Genomic DNA, 20,194 nt, shown 5'->3' with positions numbered 1-20,194 from the left:
CCATTTCTATTATTTCTTAGTTAGTTTAATTATCTTTTAAAGTCTCTTTATAATTTTTCAAAATCATATCCAAGTTTGTTTCAGGATAATATTTTTGAAATGTACTATTTACTTTTACCCTATAAATTCTACTAATAAGTTTTTTTCTATTTTCCTCATTTGACATATGAATTTCTCTGTGACATTTAGGACACAAAGAAACCAAATTGTAATAATGATCAAGAGTATTTTCATAATACTTTTGAACCTTCTTATTATAGGGAATAAAATGATGAACTTCAAAATATTCAATAAGCGTATTATCTTTTTTAAAAGTCTTTTTAATATTGCACAGCTCACATTTTTGATTTTTTATCAAATAAAAGTTTGCTAAACTCTTATTTCTTTTTAATTTACATATTGTAACAAAATTCTGTGCATCATTAAAATTAAACTTAACCGGTTGTTCAAATTCATAATTAAAATCATCTTTATTACTTTTTAATTCATTTAAAAAATCATCGTCATCTATCAAATTAACAAGTGCTGTCTCAGTTGCATTTCTAAATTCTTTTTCAAAAAAAGTTTCAAATAAAATATCAAAATCCTTAGATATAAAATATTTTCTTACAAAAAAATTTGCATTTTTATTTTTTCTATTTGATATGTTAAGTCCGTAACTTATTAGTAACTTTTCTTTACTAAACGCAACTTCCTTTATTTTTTCTCAGTCATTAATTCAGTAAGAACTGTAACTTTGTTGCAATGTTTCTTTGAATGTTTTTTTATTAATATAACTAGTATAAAAATTTTTTATATCTTCACTAATAAAGAATAAATATTTAAACTTTTCTTCTTTATCACAAATTTTTAAATACCCAATAATAAATATTTTTGAATAATCTTGTGATATTTCCTTATTTTTGATGGAAATTTGAAATCGCTTTTTCGTATTTTCTTTTGTTCCGCTATTTTTTAAGGGAAGAAAAATAAAAAGTAAGGAATTATTTTTATACTTATTAAATCCTAATAGATTATTGTAATTGTCAGTCACAACAAAATCTTCATCAATTTTTTCTTTTATATTTGTTTTAATAGATGCAACAAAATTATCAGACACTAGTTGCATTATTTTAAATTTTGCATTATTTACTTCAATTTCTTCATTATTTCAAATAACTTTGTAGACTTTTTCTTTTATCATAATAGGTTCCTTTATATATAAATATTTTACAACAAAAAAAAGGTCTGTTTTAAAAACTAACCTTTTTTAATCAACTCAACTTGCAACTTTTGTAGCTACTAAATCAATTGCAACTTCGTTTCCCTCCTGATAAGGAATAATAACGTCAGCGAAATCAATACTTGGTCCCACAAAAAAATCATGCATTGGTTTAACCGTTTCAAGATACTGATTAATAACTTGGTCTGTTGTAAAGCCACGCTCTTCTATATCTCTTGTTAATCTTCTAATAAATCGAACATCATCCGGAGTTTTTATAAATAATTTAATATCTCCAAATTTTCTAATTTTATCAATATGTAAAGTGAATATTCCATCAATAATAATAACATCTGCTGGTTCTACACGAAATGTCTCTTTCATTCTCAAAGATGTAGTGAAATCGTACTTTGGAACTTCTATTGCCTGACGTTTTTTAAGTTCGACTAGTTGCTTCACCATTAGGTCTATATCCATAATATTTGGATGATCAAAATTCATTTTTTTTCTTTCTTGCAAAGTCATTTCTGGAAAATTTTTATAATAATTATCCATTGATAAATAAGTCACAGATTTGTCTTTCAATATTACATTCGCAATTCTTTTTGCAACAGTTGTTTTTCCTGAAGCAGAACCTCCAGCAATTAGTATAATTTGTACAGGTTTCATTGATATAATTCGCCTTTTCTATATTCATAATTTACTATAGTTTAAAATCTTCTAATATTCTTTCAATTATTTTTTCAATTACTTTCACATTGACCGCATTTCCAAATTGCTTGTTTGATATATGCTCAACATTTTTATTTTCATTATTTATAATATCATCAAATTTTAAAAATTTTTTATTGGGATTAGAAAAATTAAAATCCTGAAGTAACGCTGCTTCTTTTGATGAAAGATATCTTCACTTGTCAATATTTTTATCAAAAAATAAAGGCATTTGCACCATTGCTACGAGGGTTGGAAAATATTCTTTTTTTCTACATCTTATTCCTGATTGTCTAAGTTGTATAAAAGTCTCTGTTAACGTTCTTGGAGCATCTTTACCAGCTTGTCACTCAAACTTTCTTTCTCGTTTTGCTCAATTTTTAGTTTTGTGTTTTCTCATTCAAATATCAATAAAAGTTTTATTATTATCATATATATCTCACATATCAGTGTAATATTTTCTTCTTCATTCCGAAAAATTTTTAGTATAGTTTACTCTGTCTTTAATAGAAACATTAAAGGAATCTAATCAAATAACAGGCAAAGTTTTATTAGCAGGAAACTTAACGTTTTGTATAAATTCTTCTCAAGCTTTTAGCGCAACTAAAATTTTTATGTCTCTTTTATTATCCAGATATAAATTTTCATTTGGCTTTCCAGATTTTAGAAAAAAGTCTTCAATTGAATCCCTCTTTAAATTTATATTTTTTAAATCATTTGCAATTTGATCAATTTTTTCTTGCGCATTATTACCTTTTTTAACACCTACAATATAAACACGTTCTCTTTTTTGTAATGAACCAAAATTTACTGAGTTCAATATTAAAGGTCTAGAAGTAGTTAAATATCCCATTTCATTTATGGTCTTATTTATAGTTTCAAAAGTTTTTCCAAAATCATGTTTAACTAAATGTTTCACATTTTCTAATAAAAAAAAATCAGGTTTTTTTGCATCGATTATTCTCACAATATCAAAAAAAAGAGTTCCCTTAACTTGATCTTTAAATCCTTGTTTTTTACCAGCATTTGAAAATGCTTGGCATGGAAAACCACCAAAAAGGATATTAAAATTTTCGATGTCATTTTCATTTATTTCCCTAATATTTTTAATTTCAGCAATATCTCAATTATAATTTTTAGAATAAACTATTTTAGCAAAAGGATCAATTTCGGATGCTAAAATACATTTTAATTCTATTTCATTCGAATTAAATGAAAAATTTTCAGCTGCTAAGTGAAAACCACCAATTCCCGAAAATAAATCAATAAACTTTAATTTCTTTTTAATTATTTTATCCATGTTTTTCTCTTTCATTTTATTATTTTATCAAATTTTTATTTTTTAACATATTATTCTAAATTAAAAGTTTCAGAATAATTTCTAATAATCTTTTCTATATTTTCTTCAAAAAAATATTTTTTAAAAGTTTGATTTTTATTAAACTTTTCATAATAAAGTTTTTTAATCATTTCTTCTCTAACTTCTTTAATAGAAAAATGAATCTTTCGGTGACATTCTGGACATAAGGAAAGCAAATTAGCAAAGTTATCTAAATTATTCTTATATTGATTTTGAATCTTTATATTACAAGGTATAAAATGATGAACCTCAAAATACATTTGATCTTTTTCTTTAATAAAAGTTTCAGTTTTTAAACAAAACTCACATATTTTATTGTTTTTCAAATATTCATTAACAATTGTTTTATTCCTTATTCTTGTAAAAAAAACACGTGAAAAAACCATTTTGTCAAAATTAAAAATTTCAGGTTTTGAAAGAGCAGAATGACAACTTATTTTTTCTGAAAAATATAACTCATTTCCCGCTTGCTTCGTTAAATCATTATTATACTCTTCTTTATACATTAATTCATTATTTATATAATTTGTGATTTTATTTAAATCATTATCAAAAAGTATATATAAATAATAAATTCCTTCTCGCGAATAATAAATATCTTTTTCAACTCAAACAGGTTTATTTGTTAAATCATTTATATTATATTTATTTAGAAATTCTAAATACTGTTTTTTTGTTATCTGCACTTTTTTATCCGATTTCATTCCAGAACTAACAATATTCTTTCTTAAAATATCATATGCCAAAATATTAGAAAGTTTATTTATATAAGATCTAAGTTTTCGTTTTGTTCCTACATATTTTGCTATTTTACATAAAAAATCTATTAATAATTCCTTATTAGGAAAATTTTGAGTTCTTTCATTTTCAATATATAACGCACAAAGAAAAGCCATTTCTAATTCGGAAAAATTTCCCGCTTTTTTTTGCTGTTTATTAATAATTAATAAGTCTTTTTTATAATTTTTTAAACTTAGCAAAAAAGAATCTTCACTACTTAAATCATAATATTCAGAAAAACAAAAATTATTATGAGGTATATAAAAAAAACTTAAAAAAAGACTTAAATTTAAAATTGTTTCATCTATAGAGAAAAAAATATCATCTTTACTAATATTTTTATTTTTTTTATCATAAAAATAGATTTCATATTTAACTAAAGCAGCATCAACAAAATAAAAATTTATAATATTCATAGTCATTTTTCCATTTATAATTAAATTTTTTTCAAATCAGTATTTCATTTTTTCCTTTACTCTTGCTTTACGTTTCATTTATATTAATAAATAATATTCATGCTTGTTTGTTCTTAAAAATTTAAGACAGAAACATAACTGCAGCTTGTATACATATTTGTAACCACCTTTTTATTCCCTTCAAACATAAACCAAAACATTTGCAGGTTTCTTGCAGTAACAAATTCCACAATTATCTAACTCTTGTTTAACTTCGATATTTGCTTTAATTCAACGGTTGTAACTTTTTTTAATTCAACCCTTAACCATTCAGCCTTTTCTGTATGCAAATACTAATGTTTTGCCCTCGCTTAAAAGTCTATCAACTTTTTTACCATCCAAGTTTCTTAAATCTAAAAAATCTACTGTATTGTTAATATCTTTAGCCATAAAGTTACCGCCTTAATCTTGATATCTTTATTCTAACATATCAAAACTACTTATTTAGGCTTTCTAAACAGCGACTTTTCCTTTTATTCCCGGTCATGATTGATAGTTTTCTAATACAATATCTTCAAATTTAATTTCATAAATAGATTTATTTTTAATATTTATTTTACTCAAAGGTTTTGGTTCACGAGAAAGTTGTAGTTTGACTTGCTCAACGTGATTTAAATAAATATGAGCATCTCCAATTGTATGAATAAAATATCGAGGCTTTAAATCACATTCTTTAGCAATTAATTCTAGTAATAACGCATAACTAGCAATATTAAAAGGAATTCCTAAAAATAAATCACCACTGCGTTGATAAAGTTGTAGATCTAAAAAACCTTCTTCGCTGACATATAATTGAAATAATGAATGACATGGTGGCAATAACATATCTTCGACTTCAACTGGATTTCAAGCAGAAACTATATGGCGACGTGAATTGGGATTATTTTTTAATTGTGAAAGTAATTTGTTAAATTGATCAATTCCATTAAAGTTTCGTCATTGTTTTCCATAAACAGGTCCAAGATCTCCATAACGAAGGGCAAAAGTAGCATCACTTTTGATTTTTTCAATAAATTCTTCTAATGTTTCTCCTTTAAATGAATCAGATTTTTGATAGTTTGCATACGGTCACTCATTTCAAATATTAACACCATTATCAACAAGATATTTAATGTTAGTATCTCCTGATATAAATCACAAAATTTCATGAACAATCGCTTTAAAAAATACTTTTTTAGTAGTTACTACTGGAAAGCCCTGACGTAGATCATAACGAGCTTGCATTCCAAATTTTGATAGTGTTCCAGTTCCAGTTCGATCTTGACGAACTTCACCATGTTCTAAAACATCCTGAAGTAAATTTAAATATTGTTTCATAGATTCCTTTTCTTGACTATTATTATAGTTAGTCATTTAAATTTAATATTATAAATTTATTGTAAACTATATAGTCTCAAAATAAGTTTAAAAACAAGTGATTAAGTTTACTAAATTTTAGCTCTTTAAGCAAACAAAAAATAAACATATAATTGCTATTATATTTAAGACTGGTAATAAAATTATTACTATAAAATTTTTTTAAAATTCACTAAATTTTTAGTTACTTTGTAAATTTTTAAGTTATTGGCAAGATAAATACTTCACAAAACAATCATCATTGTAGAAAAAATTATTGTGTTTAGTAAGTGATCTTCAGTTTTTATGCCTAGAAAAACAATATAAATAATTAAATAAAATGTTATTCCCAATAAGAGAATTAAATTAACAGTAACAAATCAAACATAAGTTTCTTTATAATTAGAAGATTCCTTATCGCTTGCAGCTGAGTAATCAATTTCAAATATTAAATATAACGGACCCATAACAAAAATAATTCCTAATATAGATTGTAATATTAGCATCTGAACCTCCAATTAGCTTTAATAGAAATATTTTTACTCACATTTATTTTTATATAACCAAAAGATCGGTATTATTCCAACAATAGGGATAATACTGATAATTATAAAAGTTATACGCTTTTTTATAGAAAAAGAAGTCTGTTTATAACATAAAATTGTGTTACTCATCAAGATTGTTAAATTAAGCACGACTAAAAAAATATAAAAAGAAACGGTTAGAATAGTATCAATTTTTTTTGCTTTAAAAATTAATAAAAATAAGAGTGTAAAGCTTATCATTGAAATTCAAGAAAAAACATTGACAAATATGATATGTCAAAATACTTTTCTACGAACTTTAATTTCTAAATTATTGATTTTTTTGTGTTCAATACCATATAAAAGTGATATTGGTCAAATTACTCATATGCCAGTGAAAAATCAAATTATGATATCCATTTTAGTACCCATTTTTTCTTTCAATGCATACTAATTATATTTATTAGTAGGTTAGAATTAATTAAATACTAATTTTGTTTTTGAATAGAAAACCTATTCAAAAACAAAATATATTCTCATTAATGAAAATCTTAGGAGCCTAATCAAAAAAAAAAAAAAAATGGAGACAAAACTAACAAGTTTTGTCTCCATTTGCAAGATAAAATATTAGACATAGAAACGGTTGTTGACTTAACACTAAAGATCTTTAAAAAATACTACTTTGCAAGTAAAAAGATATTCCAAAAACTACAAATATAAATTTACATTCTTCTATTCTTCGCATTAATATTATCTATTTTTCGTTTATATTTTGTTTAAGCAAATTATAAGCAATATTAATTCGTTTCATTTCAATTTCAGCTTGATCAGAATGATTATTATCTGGATGATATTTAATTGCCAATTCTCGATAAGCTTTTTTAATATCACTTTTAGTTGCATGAATAGACAATCCCAAAGTTTTTAAAGCAATTTCTTGATCCTCAAAATTAAAATTAAAAAGAACATTGTCATTTAGAAAGTCATCAAAACGTTTTTTCTTATTAAAGTTAGTCTCCTGGTTAAAATAATTTTTTAATGAATATTTTCCATAAATTCTTTTTAACAGTTCTTGAGTTTTAATTTCTGTTTTAGAACTAATAATTTTAAAAGCTTTCTCAACTACTAGTTGATGTTTTTTTAAAATTAATTCGTCTTCTAATACAAATGAATTTAAATACGTTTTTAAAATACTTGGAATGATTTTGTTACCCAATTGATTTTTTAAACTAACTAAAAATTCTTGATAAAGTTCAACTTGAATATCGTTTAAAAAATCTTCAAATGAACTATCAACTTCTAAATTAGATTTAGAATCTTCCAAAATAGCAAAACCATTATTAATGATTGTCTGTAAACGAGAATTAATCCCTACAAGCTCAATTTTAGCGTTATCAAAGACTTGAATACTGCAAATAGTCTTAATATAGCTCAGTGTATTATAAAACGAGCTTCCAGTATATGTTGTCAAATACTCTGTATACATATAATTCTCGATTTTTATACAAGGTTGATCTAAAACCACATTATTAGCAATTTGTTGTAAAACCTTATCGTTTCTAAGTTTGTTTTGATATTCAACTCATTTTTTTTCGTAGAGTGGTTTGTTAAAAATCATAATTTCAGTTACTAAATCATTTGATAAACTTTTTTCCATAAACACTCCTTTGATATTATTTTACTTTTTAAAATGAAAAAATGAGTTAAGAACTCATTTCTTTATTTTTATTGTTTTTCTTTGCACTTTAGTTTTTCAATATTTTTTATTTGAATAATGACTTCTTCAGCATATGAATCTGGATCAGTTGAATTACCATCAATTACCATAAATGGTGCCATCATTTTATATTTATGAAATCATTTATCATAAATTTCAGTCAAAGTTCTTCAAAAATCATATTCAGTATCGACTTCTGATTCACGTCCTCTTCCAAGAATTCTTTGAATAGCTACTTCTGCATCAACTTTTAAATACACTACCAAATCAAATCCTGAATTCTTATTATCATCTCTAAAAAGGTCTGGTAAAATACATGATTGAAAATAGTCTTTAAAAACTTTGTAATCAGTATCATTAATGCGTTGAAATTTATGATCAGCATCAGCGAAAATCATTGAATCTAACACACTTCGATCATAAATAACATTCTTTTCATTTTTATTTTTTGCAAATGATTTCATACGATCTGTTAACATTCACAAATCTAACTTATAATTCATTGCTTGTTGATCAATATTTTCTTCATCATAAGCTTCTTTAAAATATGGACATTCTAAAGATGTCTCTCAAAAGATTTTGTAATCTTGGGGCAATTTCTGCTGTAATTTTGTAATTAGTGTTGTTTTTCCAGCTCCAGTTGTTCCAAAAATTGCTACTCTCATTTATTCTCCGTCTTATTTTTAATAAAATAGTATCTTTTTTATGTAAAACATTCAATAATAAAATTATGATTATTATAAAATCTATTTTCAATTTCGAGTCATCATATCGTAGTGTGACTTTTGTTTTGTTAATTCAAAAACTTTTTCAAATAACTTTAAACTATTTTCAAGTGTCAAATCATCTGACACTCATTCAAAATCATCTGTGATAGAATGAGAACCATCATTCATGAACTTAAAAAAAGAATTAAGTGCCAGCTTTTCTTCTCCTTCAAACTTATCTATAATCTCATTTCGTATATTATAATTGCCTATGATTTTAAAGTAGTGTTCAATTATTCTTCTCATAATATTCATTGCAGTCATTGAAGAAATATTTTCTTGTCTTAGTTCATTTCATAACATTTCATAAGAACTAAATATAGAATTATTTTCTGTTGTATAAATTTTGCTAATGCCAGATTGTTTTTTAATTACTGAATAGCTAACATCTTTATATTTTAAAATATTCACAATTGAAATAACTTCTTTGTAAAAATAAAGATTATGTGTAAAAATAAATACTTGTTTAATTTCTTTTTTATTTTTAATACAATTTTGCAATATATCGTTTACCAAAATGCTAACAACGAACAAAATATTATTATCTAAACTTGATATTGGATCATCAATTACAATTATTTTAGGTACATTTATTCCTCTTTTTTCTTGACTACCATAAACTAAAAAATAATAGTACAAAAATGCAATAAAATTAAATTCACCTTCGCTTAGTGTATCATTGACATCCGTTCCATCCATTCTTACAATTTTTAGAGTACCTCTTTTTTCACTGTTTTCTTTTATAAAAAAATTTTTAAAATTAAATGTATCAAGATTGCTATTTATTTTTTCAATGACTGGTACAATACTTGTTATTTTATTTTCCAAACTTTTAATCTCTTCTTCAATTTCTTTAATTTTAGAATTTAATTTTTCTTTCTTTTCAATCAAATTTTTTTTGCCTTTTTCATCTCTTATTTTTTGTTGTTCTCATTCTTTAATAAAAGAATCTTGCTCTTTAAAAAACAATATAAAAAAACTACTTTTTATATCTTCCATATATTCTTCCAGGTTTTCAATTTTTGCATTATTTTCTTCTATTTTTTCATTTATGCTTACTATCTTATTATTATATTCTTCAATAAAATTATTAAGATTTGTTAAAATTATAGAATTAGATGGAAATCGAAGTTTTTTTTCAAATTTATTTAAATTATTAAAAAAGCCATTTCTAATTTTACTTTCTAGTGCTAAAACTTCAGTTGTTCCAAAAAATTCCTTTTCCAGCTTGATGGCAATTTCAAATTCTTTCAATATATTAATAGAATCATCGTTATATTTTTTAAATAAATTATTTATAAAAATAATTTTATTGTCATATTTTTCATCAAAATAATTAGCAATTTCTTTTAATAAATCGCTATTGATATTTTGTTGACAAAAAGGACAACATTCCTTTGTTTTTTCTAAAAAAGTTATTCCCTCTTTTACTCACTCACTATTATTTAAATTATCTATTGTTCTTGAAATTTTGCAATTTTTGTTTCCCTCAACTTTTTCAAATAGTACAGCACTTTCTGATTCGCTAAGATCAATTTTTTTAATTAATTGAATTTTTGAAATTTTCTCTACTATAAAATTATCAATATAAAACTTCTGATATTCTTTTTTTAATAACAAAAAATCACTTATTTTTGAATTCATATCTTTATATTTTACATAGTTTGAATTAAAAAAATTAAAAAAATAATCACTTTTAGATTTTCTTGCTCCCTTAAAAAAAATTTGAAAATTTGATGATCACTTTTTATAATATTCTCATGCTATTTTAATAATCTTTTGTTCCTCTTTTTCCATATTATTTTCAATTTCTGCTTCAGAGAATAAAAAAGATTCCATTTTAGAATTATGAAATTCTTTTTCTTTAGAAAGTTCTTCTATCCTTTTTTGAATTTCGACATTCGCTTCCCCCAATGTAAAAATACCTTTTATTTCATTTGATTTCAAAAAATTACTTTTGACAAAATTTTTATCAAAAACTAGTATTTTTTCATTCACTTTTTTATCGCAATTAATTTTAAAATTAAAAGTTGAATTTGGGTATTCATTCAGTAAATTTGATATTGTGCTTTTTCCTGTACCATTTCCGCCATATATAAAATTAATTTTTTTACATTCTAAAAATGCTAATTCTTTGTATGAAGCTATATCATTAATCTCGATTTGTTTTATCATTTTACTCCTTTATATCTTTTTTAAAAATTATTTTCTTCAACCACTAATGTCCCCAAAATTTTTGATAATCCTTTAATAATTTTGTCTTTAAATTGAATACTTAATCTTGTTGAAGCTTTTGCTAATTTAGCTGAATTGTTTTCTAAAGAATTTTTAACAGAATCGATCGCTTTCAATTCTGTTTCAATAATTTTATAAGTTTTAGGAAATTCAACTGTTCAGTATTCTTCTAATTTAGCTTTCTTAGTTTCGTATTCTTTAACAAGTTCATTATTAGTATCTTGAGTTAATAATTGAGTTTTTGACAAATAATCATTTTCGACTTCAATTAGTTTACGAACGATTTGACCGACAAAAATAAAACTTTCACTATCAGTTATTCAAATATTTGGGAATTTCTCGCTTCTTATAAATGGAATACCATTATATTCTTCATTAAAACTAGTAGCTACTAAAATACCATATTTAGTTTTATTATTAGCAACATCAGTTGCTAATTTTCCTTCTCAAGAATTTTTTCATTCCGCATTTTTTACTTCATAAACTATTTTACCTATTTCAATACCTTGACTATTTTTAATAACTTGTAAATAATCTGCTTTTTTATCAGCTGTAACATTATTGATTTTAGTTATTGAATCAAACATTCCAAACGCCTTACGTAATTCTCCTTCAACTTCATGTTCAAAGTTCTCACCTTTACGTTTTGATTGTAAAATCTTATTTTGAGCATTAGCAATTTTTAACTCTTCAATTTGTTGTTGATATTTTTTTTGAGTTTCATTTTCAAAATTGGCTAATTTTAATTGAAATTCAGCTTGAGTATTTGCTAAAGAAATTTCTTTTCTCATTAACTGCTCTTTTAAAGCCTCAATTGTTGGTTTAATTTCTTCTTGAAATTCAGAACGTTTTTTTAAGATCAAGTTTTCCTGTGATTTTTCCATTTCTAAAATTTTAACTTTTAACGTATTAATAGTGTCATTATATTTTTTATCATTTTGGGCTATTTCATTTTTAATTAATAATTCTTGTTGTTCTTCAAGTTGCATTAGTCTTGATTTATAATCATTAATTTCACTTTGCTTCTGATTTAATAAATTTGCTAGTTTCAAATCATATTCTTGTTTAGCACTACTAACAGTATTATTAAAATCAGCACGATTTTTTTCAATCGCATTTTTATAAATAGCAATTTCTTGTTCTAACTCTTTTCGTGTTTGCAAAACTTCTAATTGTTTTGCTTTTTCAAATTCAAGAGTTAATGCTTCTTTAACTTGACTTTCAATTTTTTTAAACATCAAAGCTTTTTCTTGATCTAAAAATTTTTCAACATTAGCTCAACTATGTTCACTGTTTTCTAAATCCATTTTTGTTATGTTTTTTTGACAATGTGGACAAATTAAAATTATATCACTCATAGTAATATCTCCGTTTCTTTAGTTAATTGATTTTAAAGTTGTTATGAAGATTATTGCGTCTTAACTTTTTAAAACGACAATGCATTATATCCAACTTTTAGATCTCTCTAAGTGTGATTAATATCACCTATATATTTTATCAAGTTCTATTCAAAAAATACAAAATTTATAGTTTTTTAAAGATCTATTAAATAAAATATAAAGCTTTACATAGTTATTATTGTCTTTCTATTCTAGATAACAATTTAAGATTGGAGTTAATAAACAAAAAAATCTACAACTACAGTATCATCTATATTTTAAATTTGTTTTGATCATATACAAATTGCGCCTTTGATATTCATACAGCTCTCAATACTGCAACACTAGCAATTGCACTTGTTAAAACTGGTTTGCTTATTGATAAAATGATTATCATTATTCCTCATGCTAATTTCGTCAATTCTTAATTTTAAGTTTAAACGACGTTTTTTTGTAACCGTATTACACTTATATAATCTTATAAACCTTTTAATTTTTATAAACATATATAAGTTTTGTATTCATTATAATTTTAATAAATAGAAGTTATTATATTTATATAGTAAAAAGTAGGTAAGTAGGTATTCAATGCAAATTTTCGAAATTATCACATTAGTTATATTTTTGGGAGTGCCATTTTTATTAATGACGCAAATTGAATATAAAGAATTTGTTTTATACAAAAGTGATGTAAATGAAAAAAAGTTTGCTTATTCAGCAATAGCTTCATTACTTTTATCTATAGGTTTTATATTATTTTTATTATTTACTATTATTAGTTTTAAAGCAGATTCAAATAGCAAAATAACTGTAACTATTTTTTTAATTAGTTCTTGACTACTTTTTATTAGTAATACTTTATTAATAGTTAAGCAGGCAAAAAAATTACTAACTTTTAAAACAATATTGTTGTTGACTAGTTTAAGCACATTACCTTTTATCACATTTTTTGTAATATTTTATATAGGACTAAAAGTTGAAAAAAATAAATCTGGAATCTAAAAAATATCGGTAATTTATTTTAAAAGATTATATGAATTTTGATTGCATTTGATCTAATAAATTTTGGCATTTTTATTTATCTTGTTAAATTTTTAAAGAAAATAAAATAGATTTTAGGTTTTATAAAATGTTAATTTACTTTTTGATTTTAATAATACTAAATTCTTTATACTTTTTAATTTGACTTTTTTCAAATAAAATGGAAAATGTCTTAAGAAAAAATATCAAGTGTCGCTATTCAAAAGGTTTCTCATATATCAGTTTTGTAGATAAGAAAATGTTTATTTTTTCAAAAAAAATTGACTCCCTTAATTTTTATATTTCAATAATAATTGCTTTAAGCATTTTTGGAGGAACAATTTGGCTTTCTTTAACAATACTTAATCAAGAACATCAAATTGAATATATTTTTAGTTTAAGTTTTTCTTGCATATGCTTTGTTATCAATACTATATTAATATTATGAGAATTTAATGGATTAATTTTTAAAAAACAAAAACTACTATTGGAAAAAGAATTTAATACCCTAGTAAGCGAATGAAATCTTTATAGTAAAAAAGATTTTAAAATTGACGAAGATATAAGGATTAAAGTTCTAAAAGGCTACAAAAGATATTTAAAAGAATCACGCTGAAGAATTAATAACAAAGACTTAAGAATAGTTTCATTTTTTTCAATGTTGTTTTATATTGATGCTAGTGTAAATTTAAAAATTGAAAAAATTCCCAAGATACTTAATATCCATCATCAAGATATTTCTGAAAGTTACTTATCGTGTCAATGCTATTTACAATACAACAATCTCGTTCCAAATTACTATCAATATATACTAAACTTTGCATTTGAAAAAATTTGTCAATAATAAGTTTATGTTAAAACAACCAATGATCCTTCATCGGTTGTTTTTTATATTTTATTAATGTTTATAGTAAAAAAAATATAAGGTATTTTTAGTTACATTTTTGATTTCGTTATTAATACTTTTAGAAATATAAAAGTTATTTTACAATTTTTTTATAAAAAATTCCAAATCCTAGTAATAACACAGAAGCTGATCCAAGAATCTCTAAAAAAACTATTAAGTTAATATTTAAACTAAACCCTAAACTAATAATTTCTTCATAGTTTCTACCATTAGCTCATGCTCCATCAAATTTTGCGAATGTAGTCTTTTCTTCATTAACGGTTTTTAAACCTTTGACATCATAAATTTGCATTGGAAGTCTTGAAGTGCTACTTGAAAAAACTTCATGGTCAAATGCTAGATTGTATATAGGATTATTAATATAATTAACTTGCTTGATAAAAAAATTATAAGGGTTTGAGTTCTGTTTGCGAACTTGCTTCATAGCTTCAGTAGCTGTGATTGGTTTTTCAGTTTCATTTATATTTTGTCCTGAAACATATGTTGTTATTTCTAAAATTTGAAAAAATACTTTTTGGATTGTTCTTTGTCCTGGAGTAATTTTTAAATATTTGGATCAAGTTCAATCTTTAATTCCGTTTGGATATTCTCTGAAAGAAAAAACGTCATTATTTCTGCCATTATTTGTCAAAAGTTCTGGGTTATAAATTAAGTAGCAAGTTTTAACAACACTGTCAATTAATTTTAATATTTCCTTCTCTTGATGATTTGCAGATTTATAAATTTTCTTTAAAACTTTTTTATATTCAAACTCTCCTTGAAGTTTGTTGGCGAGGCTTGCTTCCTGCTTTAAATAGTTAGAATGCTGATAAAATATTGAGTTTGAAATGGCTTTTTCAGAGTACATATTAAAAAGTTCTTCATCAGTGTAAACAATTTTATTTGTCATTTTTTTGAAAAGTTTAAAAATACTTGTCTGCTTAGTTTCTTCTGATACTTTTACATAAAATTTTTTGCCAACAAAGTTATTGTCTTTTTGCAAATAAGCAAATAATGGTAAATTTTCAACTTCAGAACCCAATCCTGAATACATCAAATCATACAAATAGCTCTCTTCGAATCTGTAAAAGTTTTCATAAGTTGGGAATTTAGCATTATATTTATTTAAATTAAATCCATAAATTGGCAATGTTTCTGGTGCATCCTCAAATTCAAATTTATTCCCAAATTCATCAAAATACTGAAATTTATTATTTCTTAAAATTCTCATATCAGCTATTGATTGCTCAATAATTGAATTTTTGCCAAATTTTTGGCTAAGCTTATTTGTTTCATTAGCAACAGCCAATTTGTAATTTCTAACTCCAAAGTCTGAAATAATCTCTTGTTTTTGAACAAATAATGCGATTAATGGAATTGAGGCAAAGAAAATTAATATAAATGTTCCTAAAGCACCCATTAAAGCTCCAGATTGAACAGTTATGAAAATTAAAAGAATTGAAAAAATTATTAGATCAAAAATAATGGTAAAAAAGAGTCCTGCCGTGTAATTTAAAGCAACTACTTTATTGAATTCTTTTTTTGAACTAATGTAAATCAAAAAAAAGATTATTACATAAATTAGTATTAGTATTACTGAAAATATTTTATTAACTAGAACACGCTCCCAAAATAGCCTTGATTTACTTGTCCCACTTCTTATTTCAAGATTAACTATTCCATTTTTAATTTCTTTAGAGAAATATTTGGCCATCGAATAAATATTAAAATAGCTGATATAAATCATCATAATGATTATTGGTACAAATTGAATGATTGTTCTATTTAGACTTGGGGTATTTAAAATAAAACTAAAGCATACATTTACGCCTGCAAACAGCAAAATGAAAAACGTTGTAGTTGCTATTCAGACTTTTGATTTTAAAATATCAAAAGCAATTCTGGTAGAAATGGAAAACTCAAAAAATTCTTTATAAGTTTGCTTGTTAAAGCTAATCTTTTTCATATAGTTCCTCCTTATCTTTATTATTCTTAAAGATATTGTTCATTTTGCAATAATCAATTGTACTTATTTTCTTACCAATTACTTTGGAATAAACGCTTCGTAGATCTTCTTTTTTATAATCAAATTTATTTTCGTATATAATTTTTCCTTGCTCAATTATTATAATTTTATTTACAATTAAGTTAAGCTCATCAATATTATGACTTGTTATAAATATTGTTTTATTATAAAACTTTGCAAGTTTTTGCAAAAGATCTAGAAAATCAATTCTGGATTTGACATCCAAGTTTGCTGTAGGTTCATCTAAGACAATTATTTCTGGATCAGTAATTAAGATTGATAACAATAAGGCTCTTTTTTGCAATCCCGCTGATAATTCATTAAACCGTGAATTTTCATATTCAACAAGATTCAAAGCTTCAAAAAGGATTTTGCCATTTTTTTTAATGTTTTCTTTTGAAATTTTTTTTAATTTGGCTGAATAAATCATAAAATCTTTAATTTTATAATGCAAGGGAAAATTATTTTGATCAGGAAAAAAGGCAATTTTTCTTAGCGATCTTCTTTTAGTATTTTGCCTATTATTAATCAAAACAACTCCGGAATCTTTTGCGTATTCATTAAATATCAATTTTATTATCGTTGTTTTTCCAGCGCCATTATCACCAAGAAAACCGACAATCTCTCCCTTTTTGATAGTAAAAGAAATATCTTTGATTCCAAATCCAGTTTTGAATGTTTTTGATACACCTTTAAGTTCTATCATAGCTTTTTTCTCCTTATTAAATTTTTGAAAAAGCAAAACAAAATGGCCAAAGTTTCTTTTCCATTATCTCTTTAGTTCTTAAAAACTTGCTTTTAACGTATAAGTAAATATACAAAAATTTGTATATTGCAATTGATTTGGCTTTGCAGAAATTTTGACTTCTTTTTTGTCTTCGTCTACTTTGATATCTACTGAATCAATCATTTTAATTCGCATGTCAGAATTTTCAGGTAGCGATTGTCATTCTAAAATAAGTTGTCTAACTTTTGTAACTGCTGCTTCAGAATCTATTTGTTCTCCTAGTTCTTTTCTCTCTTTAAAAAAATCTATTGCATTCAAATTGATTTCTTCAAATTCAATTTCAGGCAGTACATTTTTTTTGGGACCACATCCAACTACTGTTGTTGACAGCGTTGTGGCTATTCCAAAAGCGGACATAATAGTTAATATTTTTTTCATAGAGTCTCCTTAGAAGTTTATATTTTTAATTACTTGTAGTGCTTATAAGTACGGATGCCTCATAAGCACCTGTATAGAGATACATTGCACCCGGAATGTAGCGAATTTCATTTGATTTTGTTATGAATATTTGTTTTCCATTAATGACAAAGTAAAGCTCCCCTCACATTTTTATTCCATTATTCTTACTTACAAGATCAACTGAAAAAGAATTAACAGGATATCCCTTTTTAATATTGTCTGTTATAAGTTTGGCTATATCATATAAATTTGGCATTGATAACATGGCATATCCTTTTCATCCAGGCGGCGCAATTAAATCTCCCATAAAAACTCCCGCTAAATTAAGAATCATTATGTCATCAGCTTTTCATTTGTCATATTTTTCATAAAGATCTGCTTCAATAAGCTTTAACGCCGGTGTTGCCACATCAGTAATAGCTCCATTTATAGAGGACCTTTGAGTAAAAGTTCCAGGCATAATTGTACTATAATGCTTAAGTTCTTCGTTTTCAAATTCATCTGATTTATAAAGTTTTAAAGTTTCATTTTGCATCCCTACAATAGCTGCATGATTATAAACACTTCCTCATTTTCACCAAACCTTACCTAGTAGTTTTATTTTAAAACTAAGAATATTATCATTTCATTCTTCTTTAATTTGAATCTGAATGCTTTCTCTTCCTTTATGCAAAGTATCAGTAGCACTCACAATTGTATTATATTTATCATCTCCAGTTAAAGAAAACCTATGGGTCATATTGACTGATGAAGGACTTTTGCCTCCGCTTGATTCTCATCCAAATCCAGAAGCTCAAAAATTGTAAAAAATATTTGAATTAATTTCGATGTAATTGATATTTTTTAAAAATGATTGTTTAGATGTGGCATAATCAAGAACATTTATATCTACCATGTGAATTTCGTTTGAGTATCATTGATTATTTTTAGCTTTGCTTTGGGTTTTATCATAATTTTTATCATATCCAGGAATCTGATTATCTTTACTTGAATCTACATACATTCTTTTTAATTTATTACTTACCGATGATTCTAAATTTATCACGGATATGTCATTTGGCTGTATCATCTCTTGTACAAAATAATTGCCTTTCTGACTTTCATTTTTTGCTTCAATTATATATTCAGTATTTTTTCTAATAATTTCAAGAGAATTTATCAAATCCTCTTGAGGCTCTATTTTAGTATCATCAGCATTATTTCTAGTATTGCTTTTGGTTAAAGGTGCAGCTGCGATGATTGCTGAAACACCGCTTGAAATAAGCCCCAAAGAACTTAAAGTTAGTAATAATTTTTTCATTTGTTTAATTCCTTGTCTCGTCAATAAGGCTCTATTTACACACGTTCATTTAATCACATTAAGTACAAAAAAAATTAAAAAGCTATATTTTTTTAAAATTAATATCAAAATGAGAGGATTTTTTAAGTTGGTCATTAATTTATTAGGGTTAATTTAACATCACCTAAGGAATCTTGCTTATCAATAACTGTATTGTTAGAAGAAACTAAAGAAGTAATTATTGTTAATATAAACTTTTTATTTGCAGTATCATTATTTTTTTAATACCTGCTGAATCAAATTTTATAGTAGCTTTAAAACCATTTTCTTTGGTAAAAGAATTAGCTGCTGTAGAACTTTGCTTTTTATTGAACTTAACAGTGACAACTCCAGTTGTATCATGAGGTATTAATATTATTGGCTATCAAGATCTACATATGTATTTCATAAGTTATAATTGCTTAATAGTTTTATTCTGTGTTAATTTCTTCTGTAATTAATTCCTTAATAAAATACTAGAAACTAAAAATATTGAAACACCAATTGCAATTGATACAAATTTGTTAATCATTTGCTCTTTTCAATTTTTTAAACATGCATCATCATCATTGACCATTGTAGCAGTAGTTAAATGGTCTTTAATGAATAATCAAAAAATTTCAAATGATTTAATAAGTCTATCTTTTACTTCTAAATCATTACTGACAGCAATTGTATAATAATTTATCATAAAAAAATATTACAGTAGCGGTTATGAATAATATTCAAAATCCAATAAATGCTGGTGATGTATTTTATAGTGAAAAGAAATTATTTTTTCTCATTAGCATCAACACCAAATTCAAATAATGTAATATTAGTATCTCCCTTCTTTCAAGGAAAAAGTCTCATTAAGCACAAGATTTTAAAATATGATTTTATAAAAAAAGAACATGTGTTTAACATGTTCTCTTCTCTTATTAAAATATTTTATAGCATATAAAATAACTATAGTGTTTAAAAAATATATTGCTAATCAATTGTCTTGAATAACTTTAAATAGCTTGTAAAGAAATTTGATTGGCATGTATTCTTATTAACTTACGAAATATTGCAAATGCAATTTTCATTGATAAATAAAGTAGAAAAAAGTTAACAAAAACAATTCCAAATACTAAATTAAATGCTAATGTTTCAAATTATATCAACAGCCTAATTTTATTTTACTTCTTCAACATCTTTTCAATATTTAACAGTCAACCCTGCTGTGAAAAAGTAAGTTTTTGAATTAACATTTAGTACACTCATTAATAATAGCTACTCTTACAACCAAGCGGCAATGGTTTCAATAACC

Annotated in this window: 19 protein-coding genes; 2 read left to right on the top strand and 17 right to left on the bottom strand. The window is 24.5% G+C overall.

What is annotated here, in order from left to right; translation table 4 throughout:
• Positions 1-25: 25 nt before the first annotated feature.
• The 12 genes from CXP39_RS01910 to CXP39_RS04080 all read right to left on the bottom strand — a co-directional run bounded on the left by CXP39_RS01910 (position 26) and on the right by CXP39_RS04080 (position 12,861).
• The gene (locus tag CXP39_RS01910) at positions 26-1,183 is read right to left on the bottom strand and encodes an HNH endonuclease signature motif containing protein (RefSeq protein ID WP_027048101.1); all 1,158 of its coding nucleotides are present in this window, start codon (positions 1,181-1,183) and stop codon (positions 26-28) included.
• A gap of 66 nt (positions 1,184-1,249) precedes the next feature.
• Entirely contained in the window at positions 1,250-1,870 is a 621-nt protein-coding gene (udk, locus tag CXP39_RS01905) for a uridine kinase (RefSeq protein ID WP_036256247.1), read from the bottom strand.
• Between the two features lie 34 nt (positions 1,871-1,904).
• Positions 1,905-3,212, bottom strand: a complete 1,308-nt coding sequence (locus CXP39_RS01900; protein ID WP_051591856.1) for a DNA cytosine methyltransferase — start codon at positions 3,210-3,212, stop codon at positions 1,905-1,907.
• Positions 3,213-3,262: 50 nt separating this feature from the next.
• Positions 3,263-4,468 carry an HNH endonuclease signature motif containing protein gene (locus tag CXP39_RS01895; protein WP_157823747.1) on the bottom strand — a complete coding sequence of 402 codons (1,206 nt, stop codon included), beginning with the start codon at positions 4,466-4,468 and terminating at the stop codon, positions 3,263-3,265.
• A gap of 171 nt (positions 4,469-4,639) precedes the next feature.
• Positions 4,640-4,897, bottom strand: a complete 258-nt coding sequence (locus CXP39_RS01890) for a hypothetical protein (protein ID WP_027048103.1) — start codon at positions 4,895-4,897, stop codon at positions 4,640-4,642.
• A gap of 63 nt (positions 4,898-4,960) precedes the next feature.
• A complete protein-coding gene (locus CXP39_RS01885; protein WP_027048104.1) occupies positions 4,961-5,824 on the bottom strand; it encodes a thymidylate synthase in 864 nt (287 codons plus the stop codon).
• Positions 5,825-6,012: 188 nt separating this feature from the next.
• Complete coding sequence (locus CXP39_RS01880) at positions 6,013-6,348, bottom strand: hypothetical protein (RefSeq protein WP_027048105.1); 336 nt, start codon at positions 6,346-6,348, stop codon at positions 6,013-6,015.
• A gap of 772 nt (positions 6,349-7,120) precedes the next feature.
• Complete coding sequence (locus tag CXP39_RS01875; protein WP_027048106.1) at positions 7,121-8,023, bottom strand: J domain-containing protein; 903 nt, start codon at positions 8,021-8,023, stop codon at positions 7,121-7,123.
• Between the two features lie 68 nt (positions 8,024-8,091).
• Positions 8,092-8,748, bottom strand: a complete 657-nt coding sequence (locus CXP39_RS01870) for a deoxynucleoside kinase (protein ID WP_027048107.1) — start codon at positions 8,746-8,748, stop codon at positions 8,092-8,094.
• 81 nt (positions 8,749-8,829) lie between these two features.
• Positions 8,830-11,025 (bottom strand): AAA family ATPase, encoded by a 2,196-nt coding sequence (locus CXP39_RS01865; RefSeq protein ID WP_027048108.1) that lies wholly within the window; start codon positions 11,023-11,025, stop codon positions 8,830-8,832.
• Between the two features lie 20 nt (positions 11,026-11,045).
• Entirely contained in the window at positions 11,046-12,443 is a 1,398-nt protein-coding gene (locus tag CXP39_RS01860) for a DUF2130 domain-containing protein (RefSeq protein WP_027048109.1), read from the bottom strand.
• Between the two features lie 292 nt (positions 12,444-12,735).
• Positions 12,736-12,861, bottom strand: a complete 126-nt coding sequence (locus CXP39_RS04080; RefSeq protein ID WP_281253170.1) for a hypothetical protein — start codon at positions 12,859-12,861, stop codon at positions 12,736-12,738.
• A 191-nt stretch (positions 12,862-13,052) separates the two neighbouring features.
• Between CXP39_RS04080 and CXP39_RS01855 the strand changes: the two genes are divergently transcribed.
• Complete coding sequence (locus CXP39_RS01855; protein WP_027048110.1) at positions 13,053-13,466, top strand: hypothetical protein; 414 nt, start codon at positions 13,053-13,055, stop codon at positions 13,464-13,466.
• Positions 13,467-13,665: 199 nt separating this feature from the next.
• On the top strand, positions 13,666-14,328 hold the full coding sequence (locus tag CXP39_RS01850; protein WP_157055049.1) for a hypothetical protein: 663 nt from the start codon (positions 13,666-13,668) through the stop codon (positions 14,326-14,328).
• A gap of 136 nt (positions 14,329-14,464) precedes the next feature.
• Here the strand turns inward: CXP39_RS01850 and CXP39_RS01845 are convergent, their stop codons facing one another.
• The 5 genes from CXP39_RS01845 to CXP39_RS01825 form a co-directional block, all read right to left on the bottom strand.
• A complete protein-coding gene (locus tag CXP39_RS01845; protein WP_027048112.1) occupies positions 14,465-16,336 on the bottom strand; it encodes a hypothetical protein in 1,872 nt (623 codons plus the stop codon).
• Entirely contained in the window at positions 16,323-17,102 is a 780-nt protein-coding gene (locus tag CXP39_RS01840; protein ID WP_027048113.1) for an ABC transporter ATP-binding protein, read from the bottom strand. Before CXP39_RS01840 ends, CXP39_RS01845 begins: the two co-directional genes overlap by 14 nt.
• A 78-nt stretch (positions 17,103-17,180) precedes the next feature.
• Positions 17,181-17,561, bottom strand: a complete 381-nt coding sequence (locus CXP39_RS01835; RefSeq protein WP_027048114.1) for a hypothetical protein — start codon at positions 17,559-17,561, stop codon at positions 17,181-17,183.
• 25 nt (positions 17,562-17,586) lie between these two features.
• A complete protein-coding gene (locus CXP39_RS01830; RefSeq protein ID WP_027048115.1) occupies positions 17,587-18,882 on the bottom strand; it encodes a hypothetical protein in 1,296 nt (431 codons plus the stop codon).
• A gap of 475 nt (positions 18,883-19,357) precedes the next feature.
• A complete protein-coding gene (locus tag CXP39_RS01825; RefSeq protein WP_027048116.1) occupies positions 19,358-19,591 on the bottom strand; it encodes a hypothetical protein in 234 nt (77 codons plus the stop codon).
• Between the last annotated feature and the right edge of the window lie 603 nt (positions 19,592-20,194).

Source organism: Mesoplasma syrphidae, assembly GCF_002843565.1.
Classification (GTDB): domain Bacteria; phylum Bacillota_I; class Bacilli_A; order Mycoplasmatales; family Mycoplasmataceae; genus Tullyiplasma; species Tullyiplasma syrphidae.
Note: the sequence above shows the minus strand (reverse complement) of the source record. Positions and strands in the feature narration are given on the sequence as shown.